This is a genomic window from Proteus sp. Marseille-Q3619, from assembly GCF_965283115.1.
This window is the reverse complement of sequence record NZ_CBDIMP010000001.1, coordinates 3,555,495-3,568,947: the sequence shown is the minus strand read 5'-3', so window position 1 is coordinate 3,568,947 and position 13,453 is coordinate 3,555,495. Positions and strand designations below refer to the sequence as shown.

The 13,453-nt window shown below is 39.4% G+C and carries 10 protein-coding genes; 1 reads left to right on the top strand and 9 read right to left on the bottom strand.

Features of this window, described 5'->3' with window-relative positions; translation table 11 throughout:
* Nucleotides 1-38: 38 nt before the first annotated feature.
* The 4 genes from mukB to cmoM are packed head-to-tail and all read right to left on the bottom strand — an operon-like array spanning nucleotide 39 to nucleotide 7,313.
* Nucleotides 39-4,499, bottom strand: a complete 4,461-nt coding sequence (gene mukB, locus ACWPWK_RS16345) for a chromosome partition protein MukB (RefSeq protein ID WP_109373532.1) — start codon at nucleotides 4,497-4,499, stop codon at nucleotides 39-41.
* On the bottom strand, nucleotides 4,496-5,227 hold the full coding sequence (mukE, locus tag ACWPWK_RS16340) for a chromosome partition protein MukE (RefSeq protein ID WP_109373531.1): 732 nt from the start codon (nucleotides 5,225-5,227) through the stop codon (nucleotides 4,496-4,498). The genes mukB and mukE overlap by 4 nt, the downstream gene beginning before the upstream one ends.
* Nucleotides 5,208-6,530 (bottom strand): chromosome partition protein MukF, encoded by a 1,323-nt coding sequence (gene mukF / locus ACWPWK_RS16335; RefSeq protein ID WP_109373530.1) that lies wholly within the window; start codon nucleotides 6,528-6,530, stop codon nucleotides 5,208-5,210. Before mukF ends, mukE begins: the two co-directional genes overlap by 20 nt.
* A 9-nt stretch (nucleotides 6,531-6,539) precedes the next feature.
* The gene (cmoM, locus tag ACWPWK_RS16330) at nucleotides 6,540-7,313 is read right to left on the bottom strand and encodes a tRNA uridine 5-oxyacetic acid(34) methyltransferase CmoM (RefSeq protein WP_109373529.1); all 774 of its coding nucleotides are present in this window, start codon (nucleotides 7,311-7,313) and stop codon (nucleotides 6,540-6,542) included.
* 375 nt (nucleotides 7,314-7,688) lie between these two features.
* Between cmoM and elyC the strand changes: the two genes are divergently transcribed.
* Nucleotides 7,689-8,519 (top strand): envelope biogenesis factor ElyC, encoded by an 831-nt coding sequence (gene elyC, locus ACWPWK_RS16325; RefSeq protein WP_109373528.1) that lies wholly within the window; start codon nucleotides 7,689-7,691, stop codon nucleotides 8,517-8,519.
* Nucleotides 8,520-8,603: 84 nt separating this feature from the next.
* Here elyC and kdsB read toward each other — a convergent pair whose 3' ends face one another.
* From kdsB to msbA, 5 genes are all read right to left on the bottom strand, one after another.
* Nucleotides 8,604-9,365, bottom strand: a complete 762-nt coding sequence (kdsB, locus tag ACWPWK_RS16320; RefSeq protein WP_109373527.1) for a 3-deoxy-manno-octulosonate cytidylyltransferase — start codon at nucleotides 9,363-9,365, stop codon at nucleotides 8,604-8,606.
* 4 nt (nucleotides 9,366-9,369) lie between these two features.
* On the bottom strand, nucleotides 9,370-9,549 hold the full coding sequence (locus tag ACWPWK_RS16315; RefSeq protein WP_004244593.1) for a Trm112 family protein: 180 nt from the start codon (nucleotides 9,547-9,549) through the stop codon (nucleotides 9,370-9,372).
* A 415-nt stretch (nucleotides 9,550-9,964) separates the two neighbouring features.
* On the bottom strand, nucleotides 9,965-10,180 hold the full coding sequence (locus ACWPWK_RS16310) for a cold-shock protein (protein WP_023581324.1): 216 nt from the start codon (nucleotides 10,178-10,180) through the stop codon (nucleotides 9,965-9,967).
* A gap of 514 nt (nucleotides 10,181-10,694) precedes the next feature.
* Entirely contained in the window at nucleotides 10,695-11,684 is a 990-nt protein-coding gene (gene lpxK / locus ACWPWK_RS16305) for a tetraacyldisaccharide 4'-kinase (protein WP_109373526.1), read from the bottom strand.
* On the bottom strand, nucleotides 11,681-13,426 hold the full coding sequence (gene msbA, locus ACWPWK_RS16300) for a lipid A ABC transporter ATP-binding protein/permease MsbA (protein WP_109373525.1): 1,746 nt from the start codon (nucleotides 13,424-13,426) through the stop codon (nucleotides 11,681-11,683). Before msbA ends, lpxK begins: the two co-directional genes overlap by 4 nt.
* Nucleotides 13,427-13,453: the final 27 nt, after the last annotated feature.

The following is a 13,453-nucleotide window of genomic DNA, read 5'->3' as shown; positions in this document are numbered from 1 at the left end:
TTTATTCTTGCCCTTTTGAGGCTAATAATGGGATAAAATTATTCTGTTATTTCAGCAACATTTGATGATCCGATTTTATCTTTCTCAGCCTGTTGACCAAAACCTTTTAAGCCAACAACATGTACATGTTCAGTGCCGTTGAACACTTTACGCACTAATTTATAGGTTGTTCCTTTTTCTGGGCTGATATTTTCTGGTGCCGCAATAATTAACTGCATATCAAGACGGTCGCAAAGCTCAAATAACGTTGCAATAGATTTCGCATCTAAACGCGCAGCTTCATCGAGGAAGAGTAAACGACAAGGAGAGATATCTTTTCCTCTTAAACGTCGCGATTCTTCTTCCCAGCTTTGTACCACCATAACCAGAATTGACATCCCCGTACCAATCGCTTCACCTGTTGATAAAGCACCACTTTCTGCTTTTAACCAACCTTCTGGTCCACGATTAACTTCAACATCCATTTCAAGGTAATTACGGTAATCTAACAGCTCTTCACCCACGGTTTGTGGCATACGTTGACCAATGTCCACTTGAGGGTTTAAACGCTGATAAAGCTTCGCCATTGCTTCAGAGAAAGTAAGGTTTTGGTTTTTAAATAGATCTTGATACTGGTTATCTTCTTCAGATAACACATCCAATAACACTTGATGACTTTCACGTATATTGACGTTGAGTCGGACACCTCGCACCTGACCAAATGAAACTGCTTGTAAACCTTGGTTTAACATACGGATACGATTTTGCTCACGCTGAATAGTTTTACGAATAATATTCGCGACACTTCGTGAACTAATCGCTAATTTTTGCTCACGACTAGTTAACTCTTCAGTTAAGCGAGCAAGTTCGATTTCCATCTGTTCAATTGCATCAACCGGATCATCAGTTTTAATGATGTCTTGACGAATACGTTCCCTTAAATGCTGGTATACCGCAATAAAGAACTGAACTTTACGATCTGGATATTTCGCATCTTCTGAGCGGCGTAACGCATCACGTAAATATTCATTGTCAGCAACCGCTTGGCGTAATGCACCTAACGCTTTATCCGACATTGAACGTAGCTCATCAGCAGAAAGATAAGCAAAGTCTCGTCGATGTAAGCGACGCTCCATACCATTTTCTTTCACTAATCGCATAACCGCGCACCAACCCGCTTTTGCACTCACAACATGCTCACGAATTTGAACGTAATCACGCTCAAGTTTACGAATTTTCTTGGTGAGATTATCTCGCTCTGCTTCACTCAATGCGATATCACGCTCAAGTTGACTAATACGAGTACGGTTTGCACTTACCGCAGAATAGCGCTGGTCACGTAGCTCTTTTGCTCTTGTTTCAGCACCAACATCAATCTGGATACCCGTATCACGCATCTCTTGCTCAAGCTCTCTGAGCAATTCAGATTTAGTGTCAAAAGAGCTTTTTAATGAGGCAAGTACTTGATTAAATTGAGCACATTGAGCTTGTTGCTGACGATAAAGTTCTCTTGCCGTAGCACGTTCTGTTTCTGCCATCTCTAAACGGTGACGTAGCTTCTCGTTAAGATCACTATTTTCACTGACAATCTCAACGGCATCACTATAACTAAAGTGTGGGCGGCGCTGTACCACTTCCACCAGCAAGAAAGCTTGTTGCTGATAACGTTGTTGCTCTGCTTTTGCTTGCTCGTAATCTTGCGCTAATTGTTCATGCGCTTGTGGATCACTTTGCAAGATTGAAGCGATAGGCTCTAATGCTGCTAATGCTTTTTCGTGGCGCTGTAAGTAACGCATTGACTCTTCAGCGACATACAGCTCTTCGCGTAACTCTTCAACACGATCAATCAGAGTTTCATCCATCAAGATATTAACTTGAGGAATAAGTTTATTAAGAAGATTCAGCGATTCTTTAGTACGTGCATAATGTTGACGCTGTTGTTGAGTACTCTCTTCGTATTGCGCTAACGCTCTTTCTAGCTCGTTACGTCGTTGATTAAGCTGGCGAATATTCTCTTCAGGATCAGCCTCAAATGCCACAGAAATATGTTGTCCCACAAACTGACTAAAGGCATGGTGGGCACGTTGGATCTTCTGCACATCAAAAGCTTGTGTTGCGTAAAGCTCTGAAAGTTCATCACGCTGACGCGATAAAATTTCTAATTGATTTTCACGCGCAGCACGACCAAAAAGCGGAATTTCAGGGTAGCGAGAATAACGCCATTGTCTATCAGTACTTTTGATAAGAACCGCTTTATCCATCTCTTGAGCATTAAATACACTATCATCGAAAGATTGTGGGTCACCTTCGATAAAATAGAGATCTTCAGGGCAATCTTCTAATGTTTCTAATTGTTCCTGAATCAACGAGAGATCTTGCACAACAATTGCATGACGTGCAGGGCCATATAATGCAGAGAAATAAGGCGCATCGTCTAACGTAATATCATCATAAATTTCTGATAATAAAACACCATTAAAACGTTCCGCTAATGTAATTAAACGTCCGTCTTCTGCACCACTTGGCTGACTTAAACGTTCAATTTGTGCTTCAATCTGCTGTTTACGAGTTGCAGTTTCATCACGTAATACGGTTGCTTCACGCTCTTTCTCAAGTAATTGTTGCATATATTCTGTTACTTGATGACCCGTTTCAAAAGATTGACGAGTCTGTTCACATAATTGTGTTAACGCATCTTGTGCAGCAAGCCATGCAGGTGCTTGTTTTTTCAGCTTTTCAATTTGTTGTTTAAGTTGATCCAGCTCTTGGCGCATTTGCATGCGGTGTTCGCCAGACTCATTAACATAATCGCTAAGCTCTTCAATTTTGGCTTCTAACTCATCTTGAAGAATTAACAAATCATCAGGCTCCATCGACTTGCCATGATGTTTGTTAAACTCTTCAAGCTGGCGCTCTGCACTATTTCGTTGATGCAAGCGTTGCTCTAATTCTGCCAACTGCATGCGAATAGGATGAACCCTATCCGCTTGATGTCGATGAGAAGACCATTCACGTAATGCTGTTTTTGCCGCATCCCATGCATTTTGACGTTCAACCTCACCTACAATTGAACTTACCAGTTTATAGGCTTGATCAAATTGCGTTTTAGCCGCTTCAGAAACATTGAGTTTCTGTTCCATAGAGAGTAATGAATGCGTAATGGTTTGAATTTTGGCTTGAATACGTTCAGCCCATTGATCAGCATTTTTCTCGTCTAAATCCGCAATATCACACTGTGCTTTAGCGCGCTCTAACGCTTGTACAGCTTGACGATATTGAATAGCACGCGTCTGTTGTACGTCTAATGCTTGTTGATAATCTGCCAACTGGTTTTTCAGTTCATCAACTTCTTCTTCAGCAGACTCCACGCGCGCTTCAAGCTCTTCTTTCTTAGAAGCTGCTTCTTCAACAACTTCACTTTGTTCTTCTAAGCGAAAAGTGATTTCTTCGACATCAGCAACATAGCGGTCAATTTTTTCTTGTTGGCGAACCGCATTTTGCACTAAGTTTAGTCGGTCGCTTGCCGCTTGATAATCGGCTTCAAGATCAGAAGATAACGCTTGTTGCTCTTCTAACTCTTTCCCCATTTCAACAAATCGATACGCTTCGTTATTAATGGATTTACGCTGACTCCATAACTCACGGCGCACAGTTAAAGCTTCATCAAGATGAACGCGTCGTTCATTGGCATGGCGCATATAGTCAGCTGCAACATAAGATGTCGCTTCTGTAATTAAATGCTTAAATAAGTCACGATCAGATTGAGTGACTCGAATAGCTTCAAGTGTCATTCGGTTTTCACGTAATGCGCCTTCCATATCTTGGAACGCTTTTCTTACACCACTATTCTCAGGTAGTAAATAATCACGTAAAGAGCGTGTAATCGCACTTGAAATACCGCCATACAATGAGGCTTCAATTAAACGATAAAATTTGGCACGATCACTTGCTGAACGTAAACGTTTAGGAATAACACCTAAATCAAACATCACCGCGTGGAAATCAGTGATAGAGTTAAATTGTCTAAAAACAACCCCATCAATGGCTTCAACTTTTTCTTTTAATTCATTAAGCGGTAAAACACGGGCTTGGCGATCTGCAACAGCTTGCGTTAAAATTTCTGTTGGGTTTTCTGCCATTGGCAGCCCTTGGATCATAAAGGGTTTGATATCAACTTTCTTATCACGTCCTGCAATTTGCTGTAAACGAACACCGACCACAGCACGTAAGTGACGCGAGTTGATCACATCTAATACGGCATAACACACACCCGGACGCAATTTCCCGTATAACCCTTTATCACGAGATCCACTTGTCGATCCTGCTTCTGTGGTATTACGGAAATGAAGCAAAGTAAGATCAGGGATCATAGCTGTAATAAATGCAGCCATAGTGGTTGATTTACCCGCACCATTACCACCTGATAACGTAGTCACCAACTCATCTAAATCAAAAGTACGAGCAAAGAACCCATTCCAGTTGATAAGTGTTAATGAGCGAAATTTTCCCCGTTCAATCATTTATTTTCTCCCTCCGCATCATCTTCACTGGATTGTAATTGCTCATCTTCATTTTCTTCATCGTCGTTAAGTGTTTCTGAGCTATCTTCAAGCGCCATTGCTTCACCATCACGGATCATGCGCATTTGAGCCTCAAGCGGATTATCACCACTACGCACATCTGCACCAAAACGGAAAACAGATTCTGTGATCGAGAAACGCTGCATATCATTTAATAAGAATGAAATCATGCCTAAACGACGTAAACGATTTAACGAGGTTCTTATTTTTTCTTGTAATTTTTGCAAATCAAGATCAGAACCTGTTGAGCGTTGATTCACTAAACGTAAAAGTTTGGTTTCATCTGCTAATGTTCTTAATTCATCGAACAGCTCTTGAACGGTGAATATTCCCTGATTGGCTAACCGCTCAGGGCTAAGGTAGAGATAACAAAGAATTTTCCCCACCAGCATATCCATTTCAGAGAGGACAGAGCGTGGAATAAGTGTGGTTGAACGAGGTCGCAAATAGAAGAATCCTTCTGGCGCTCGGATTAATTCGACGTTATAACGCGCATAAAAGTCTGATAACTCATCTTGAAAATCCATCAAAAAAGCATGATTATCCAGAGAGTCTATACCGATATGTCGACCTGCACGTAACTGGCTATCCAGTTCAGGAAAAAGTGAGTTCGCTAATGCCTGCGCCAGTTTTGCTGGCATAAATTGTTCAGTATGTATCGATGACATGCGCTTGTACCTTAGCTCCATATTCGTTAATTTCTGACCATTTTGCAGGTAATCCTGCGAGCTCAGCTTTCGCTACACCTAATCGTACTGCTTGATCAATGACAATACGTGCAACATCGAAATGTTTCTGTTGCGGATAACGATTAAGATATTCAACTAACACTGAACTGAGATCTAATGCTCGTTGTTCTAATTTGTAAGAAGCAAGCTCTTGCTCTACCCATTGCGCTATCTGTTCGTTCACTTCACTGAACATTTGATATTCAAGCTCTTCGGGTAACTCACCCGTGACTTCGTCATCACGTAGAGCCAGTTCTTCATCACGCATATCAAACAACCGATCAGCATTAGCGTAAGTTAATGCCCATGGGCTGTCGAAATAGTTTTGTACAGATTGACGTAAGCGACGAGAGAAAATACGGTTTTTATCCATATCAATCGCTGTACGAATAAATTTATGGACATGTCTATCGTATCCAATCCATAAATCAATAGATTGCTGACCCCAACTAATAATGCGGTCTAACTTACTTTGAAGTTCAAATACTAATGTATCTATTTGCTCAACATGGCCCGTATTCATGTTTGCTTCCTGAATACGTAAGAGATTGGCTTGAAGTTTGTCGCCAGCTGCTTCAAGCGTATCTTGTAGCTCTCTTAATGTACCAGATGTTTCAGATAACAGCTGTTCACAGCTTGAAATAGCCGCTTGCCAATCTTGGTTTAATAACGCAGCAATATCTTCTTTTACTGTATTTTGCTGCTCATCCATAATTCGCTGAGATAAATCAATGCTATCGAAAATTTCCGCCACTGAATATTTTAGAGGCGCGAAAACATTACGGTGCCAATGATATTCATCACCACCGTCTTCAGCAGAGCTTGCCGCTGAATCAAGCTCACCCGCCACAATAGAAAGTTGCATAGATAAGCGCAATGATGAAAATTCGCGTTGGCGAATATAGTAATCACTAATTCCAATTCCCAACGGGGTTAAACGGTATATTGCATTACCTTCTACCAATTCACTGGTAAAACGGTTAAAAAGCCGCTGCTTTACCATGTCATTAATGGCATTATTCGCGCGAACTTGTATTGATTCTGCAGGTTGTTCGAAGCCTTTACACACTTCCCTAAAGGCATCAATTAACTCCCCTTCACTGATTTCGCCATCAAGGCGCTCGCTGTTTAATACAGCGACAGCCATCAAAAAAGCTAATCTTTCTGGTGGCAGTGAGATTGAGAAATCATTTTTTCTCGCCCAAGACACTAACTCAGGAACGGTCTGGGTAAAATCACTCATAGTACATCCTTAATTTACACGCTTTTGTGCCATGACATGAATGTAACGCCCCAGACTGATATAGGGCTCTTGCCGACAATATCGTTGCTCTAATGCAAGCAACGATGGAAAGTCTTTATTTTGTAACTGACGACTTTGCAAATAATCATGGAAAACACGAACACCCGTTTTTCCCAATATTGTCATCGAAAACTCATCTAACCATTGATAAACATCTTCTGGTTGTAATGGGTTTTGAGGTGATAGCGATTTTTTTCTTCTACGTGGGATCTCAGGATTTGCCAGATGAAAATTTCCTAAAATCGCATTTCTCATGACAATACCATTCGCATTGTAAAACATCAGCGATAAGATACCATTAGGTAGCAACATATCGGTAAGAACATTTACGGCGTCTTTCTGATCCGTGATCCATTCCAATACTGCATGAAATAGAATTAAGTCAACCCCTTCATCTATATGCTCTTTAATCTCTTGAGCCGCACAACAAATAAACGTCATGTTCTCGATAACACCCTCTTCAATCGCAGCTTCTTGTGCGCGATTAAGCATCTCTTGTGATAAATCACATAAGATAATTTGGTGTCCTAATTTAGCAAGCTGACGAGAGAAATAACCTTCACCTCCACCTGCATCTAAAATACGCAAACTTCGGTTAGGCAAAAGGGTCAATAATTGTTGTAAATCTTCCCAAATCACCGCTTGACGTATTTTACCCTTTGTTGTGCCATAGATATTGCGGGAGAATTTATCTGCAATATCGTCAAAATTACGATCTGACATTAAAACGCCTCATGATAACAACTTACTACTTGCGCTCTCTGCGTTCTGATAAATTTAAAAATATGAGACACTGTACATAAATAAAGACGGCAATTTTACCAGTGTTCTATGATACTGACTGTTTTCTCTAAAGAAATAAGTCATGAATCAGACTATTCGCAAAGCGCAGTACAAATATAACGCTTATTAATGAAAAAATTAACGTTCAAACGTTTATCGTTTTATAAATAATTAAACGGTTCTTTATTTCTATTGATGAAAACTTAGTGAATCGTTGTTGTGTTAGCTATTTTGACACAACGTCTTGGAATTCCCCTAGTTTTCACTAAACTTTCACTATCAATTGCATGTATTTCACTCAATCTAGGATGATTTATGCTGTTTTTGCTCAAAAAATATGTTGCAGGCTTTCTGATGCCCTTGCCTTTGCTCTTATTAATCGCCTTTTTTGCATTAGCACTACTTTGGTTTACACGTTGGCAAAAAACCGGAAAAAGCCTACTCACTGTTGCGCTTGTTCTGTTAACTATTCTAGGCATACAACCTGTTGCCGATACACTATTAATGCCAAGTGAAAAAGAGTATCAAGCTCGTTATGAATTACGAGAAAATTCGCAACAAGATGTGAACTACATTGTTGTTTTAGGTGGTGGATTTACTTATAACCCAGAATGGGCACCAAGTTCTAATCTTCTTAACAATAGTTTGTTTCGTGTTGCTGAAGGTGTAAGACTTTATTACCGCAATCCCAATTCGACACTGATTTTTACAGGGGGTGCAGGTGTTAATCAGATAAGTAGTGCAGAGGTAGCGGCTCAGGTGGCACAATCTTTAGGTGTACCTGCGGATAAAACTATCACACTATCAACACCGAAAGATACAGAAGAAGAAGCCTATGAAGTTGATAAATTAATTGGTAAGAAACCATTTTTGCTTGTGACGTCTGCCAACCATTTAGCACGCGCTGAACGTTTCTTTTTAGCACGAGGCATGAACCCTATCGTTGCGCCAGCTAACCAATTGGCTATCACTTCACCATTACATCCTTGGGAGAAATATTTTCCCTCCGCCACTTATTTTCAACACAGTGAACGTGCATGGTATGAGTTTTTAGGATCGATGTGGCAATCAATAAAACCGACTGGACAACCCGCCACTATTCCTGAAAATGAAGATCATCAATCTGATAAAGAAAAAAGCCAATAATTAAAAATATCTTTGCTGACTGATACAAAAACGGCACTTAATTAAAATTAAGTGCCGTTGATATTATTTGTTGTCGCTCAAAGACTAAAATTCTTGGTTAAGTGCTCGATATGCCGCTCTTGCTGCGACAAGATCATCTTGTGTATCTACACCCACACCAGGAACTTCTAATGCTTTTGCAACATGGATTTTTTCACCATACCACAGCACACGCAGTTGCTCTAACATTTCAATAGATTCTAATGGGCTTGGTTCCCAAGTAATATATCGACGGATAAAGCCCGCACGGTAAGCATAAATACCAATATGACGTAGATAATGCTCACCAATTTCATCGTGTGATAAATTAAAACGGTCTCTTTCCCAAGGAATGGTTGCACGAGAAAAATAAAGTGCAAAACCTTTTGCATCCATCACGACTTTCACCGCGTTAGGATTAAAAGCTTCTTTTGAGTCAACAATAGGCACTGCTAATGTTGCCATTCCAGCACCACAATTTGCCAAATTTTCGGCTACTTGGGCAATAATAGCGGGTGGAATAAGAGGCTCATCACCTTGTACGTTAACGATTATCTCATCATCTGCAAATTGATATTTTTCAATGACTTCTGCTAAACGTTCTGTGCCTGAATGGTGATCTTCGCGAGTCATACACGCTTCCCCGCCCGCTTTTTCAACTGCTGCAACAACCTCTAAGTTATCGGTTGCAACAATGACACGGTTTGCACCAGAGCGCATAGCCTGTTCCATCACACGAACAATCATAGGTTTGCCATGAATATCCGCGAGGGGTTTACCTGGTAAACGGGTCGATGCATATCGACCTGGGATAATGACCGTGAACATGAAGTTACTTTTCCTCTTCTAGTGATAATTCTCTTGCTTCATTCTCCAGAAGAACGGGGATATTGTCACGAACAGGATAAGCTAAATGATCAATTTTGCAGATAAGCTCTGAGTTTTCTTTATCAAAGATAAGTTTGCCGTGGCAAACTGGGCAAGCAATAATTTCAAGTAAGCGGTGATCCATTTTGTCCCTCTCAAGGGTTAATCATTTTATATGGCAAAAGGATATCATAAGGAAGGATCAGCGTTAATACTCAAAACCTCTCGTTTAGTGATAATTCGAAAATTATTTTAGTTATTAATAAATTTATTATTTTCTCTTTTACTATAAGCAACAAAAAAGCCACATTAGTGTGGCTTTTTATCGTTGAGTCTGCAACATCATTAATAAAGAATTACATTCAGCTTTTATTGATAATAATTTAACCTTTTTATTATCTTTATTGCATTCTAATTAACGAAATGACTCTTTTATATTACTTATTCAGCTTGGTGGTAAACTATTTCCGCCTACCTACCTAAAAATAGGCATAAACGATAATTTAATCTCGATGTTAAACTATCGTTTTATCTACAACTTTAACAAGGCTAAGCCTTATTTAAAACCCAATAACATCAGCGGCTTCTAAACCTGCTGCTGTTCTGATAACAGAAAACTCAACGTCTTGACCTTCTGTTAATGCTTTATTTTTTGTATTGGCAATCGCTTTTTTATTGACATAAACTTCTTGTTCAATATCTCTTGCAACAATAAGACCATAACCCTTGTTATTGTCAAACCATTTTACGCGACCCATTCTTAATTGTAATGTCATGATAGATAAACTCCTTTTGTTCTTTGTATAGTTTTATTTTCCTATACAAATGCATCCTACTTTTTATTAAGTCTTCTTATATAAAACCCCAATTAAATTCTGAACACATTAATTTAAGTAGTGCATTTTATTATTCAATATAAATGTTCAAAATCGTGATAGCTAAGCTTAATAAATATCTTAAAGCACAATAAATATTTACAGTATCAATATGACAAAAAGATGACATGTTGATATTTATTGCGCACTGATAAAAAAGATAACCGAATATAGAGATAATTAGTCACCATCAAAAATGGTTTTTATCATTCATTGTGCACAAAAGCCAACGCTATTCACTGCACAAAATATTAACCCTACATTCAAGATCCACAAACTCTCCACACAAGGCTTTTGAGTAGATAGGGTAATGGCGAGTTAAATTGAACTACGACAAAAGCGATATGCAACTGTAGGTAGGTAATCTTTTATGTAACGCTATCCTGATTTCCACTATAAATATCATTGTTTCAGATCAGATACAAGTTTTTTTCGAGCCGTAAATTAAATTGCTGACTTGTTTTAGCACAGATTGACTATTTAATTCAGCGCTAACGGGTAAATACCACCAATTATCTTGCGCAAAATGCTGACATTTAACAGCATCCTTTTCTGTCATAATAAGAGGTTCTAAATCTGGCGTTAGATCCTGTAATTCTTGAGCGCTATAATCACTATGATCACTAAATGCTTTTGTTGTGATTAACTCTATCCCTTTTTCATGTAAAGAGTTAAAAAATCGAGGTGGATGACCAATTCCAGCAATAGCAACAGCCTTTTTAATTTGCTGAACGGGTTTCTTTTCTCCCGTTTTAAGATTAACAGCAATATCACCTTCCAGCACCATGCTTATCTCGTTACCTTGGCTTACTCCGCCATTAACGATAATTGCATCTACTGAATTTAAGCGCCCTGCACGCTCCCGCATAGGCCCTGCTGGTAACCACCAACCATTGCCAAACCGACGTTGGCCATCAATAACAACAATTTCATAATCACGCTGTAATGCATAATGCTGCAAACCATCATCAGTGATGATCACATCAAGCTCATATTGAGCTAATAACGCTTTTACTGCATCTCGTCGATTAGGTGCAACCGCAACGGGAGCACCTGTTCGATGATAAATCAATACAGGTTCATCACCTGCCATAGAAGGTGATGTATCGGATGTCAAAAGTAATGGATAATGGTCTGATTTCCCGCCGTAACCACGAGACACAACACCTGGTTTAAATCCCTGCTGTATTAATTGCTCAACAAGCCATATCACAACAGGTGTTTTACCATTCCCACCTGCAGTTAAATTGCCAACAATCACAACAGGAACAGAGGCTTCCCATGATGCTAACCACCCTTTTTGATATGCAAAACGCCTTAACAGTGTGATCGCACCATACAACCATGAGAATGGAAGCAATAGGATATAAAACCAAGATTTACCAGACCAAATCCGTTCAATCATTTGCCAAATTGCATCCTATGAAGTTGAGCATAGATACCTTTTTTCTCAATCAAATCAAGGTGTGCGCCGCGTTCAATAATTTCACCGTCTTCAATAACTAATATTTCATCCGCTTTCTCAATCGTTGATAAACGGTGAGCAATCACTAAAGAAGTTCTATTCTTCTGTAGTTCATCAAGTGCTGACTGGATAGCACGCTCTGATTCTGTATCTAGTGCTGATGTTGCCTCATCAAGAATAAGAATTGGTGAATCTCGCAATAACGCTCTTGCAATTGCAATACGCTGACGTTGTCCGCCTGAAAGTAGCACACCATTTTCACCAATTTCAGTATCTAAGCCTTTATCCATTTTTTGGATAAAGTCCATCGCATGTGCCATTTTCGCCGCTTTTTCAATATCTTCACGGGTATACTGATCTTCACAAGCATAGACGATATTGTTTGCCACTGTTTCATTAAAAAGATGCACATTTTGAGAAACCAGAGCCACTTGATTACGCAAAGATTTCAATGTGTATTCACGAATATCATGACCATTAATCAATATCTCACCTTCATTAATGTCATAAAAACGTGTGATCAGGTTTGCAATCGTAGATTTACCCGAACCTGAGCGTCCAACTAATGCAACAGTTTTCCCAGCAGGAATAGTAAATGACATATTTTTTAAAGCTGGTGTATCTTTCGTCACATATTGGAAAGTGACATTACGAAACTCAATATCACCAGTCGGTTTCTTCAGCTCTAATTTACCTGTGTCTTTTTCTTGCTCCATATCGAGGATAGCAAATAGCGTCTGACAAGCGGCCATACCACGCTGAAATTGAGCATTCACATTAGTCAGCGATTTCAATGGACGCATTAATGCAACCATTGAGGAGAAAACAACCGTTATTGTACCAGCTGTTAATGTATCCATAATTTCAGGGAAACTTGCTGCATATAGGACAAATGCTAATGCGAAAGAAGCAATCAATTGAATAATAGGATCTGAAATTGACGACGCAACAACCATACGCATACCTTGACGGCGAATATGATTACTCACATGGTTAAAGCGTTTATTTTCAACTTCTTGACCATTAAAAATCAGAACTTCTTTATGCCCTTTTAGCATTTGTTCTGCACTAGTTGTCACTTGCCCCATGCTGTTTTGAATTCGTTTGCTGATCGTTCTAAAGCGAGTCGATACTAAACGAATAACAAAAGCAACAATAGGCGCGATAACGATAAGGATCAGAGACAATTGCCAGCTATAGTAAAACATCAAACAGAATAGCCCGATGATATAAGCACCTTCACGTACAACAGTAATTAATGCACCTGATGATGAAGAGGCAACTTGTTCTGAATCATATGTGATACGGGAGAGTAAAGTCCCTGTTGATTGCTGATCGAAAAAGCTCACCGGCATTCCCATAATATGGGAAAACAGTCGGCGACGCATATTCATTACCACTTTTCCTGATACCCAAGAAAGACAGTAACTTGAAATAAAGTTAGATATACCACGCAGAACTATCAGTCCAATAACGGCAAAAGGCATCCATTTTAATACGTCATTACTCGCTTTACCAAAACCTTCATCAAGAAGCGGTTTTAATAAGGAAATCATAAATGCATCCACGCCCGCATTGATAATTAATGCAATTGCAGCTGTGATTAAACCCGCTTTGAAAAGTCGGATCATTGGCCATAGGCGGCGGAATGTTTGCCACGTTGATAGATCTATATCATTCATATATATTACCAAACTTTTAATAATTAG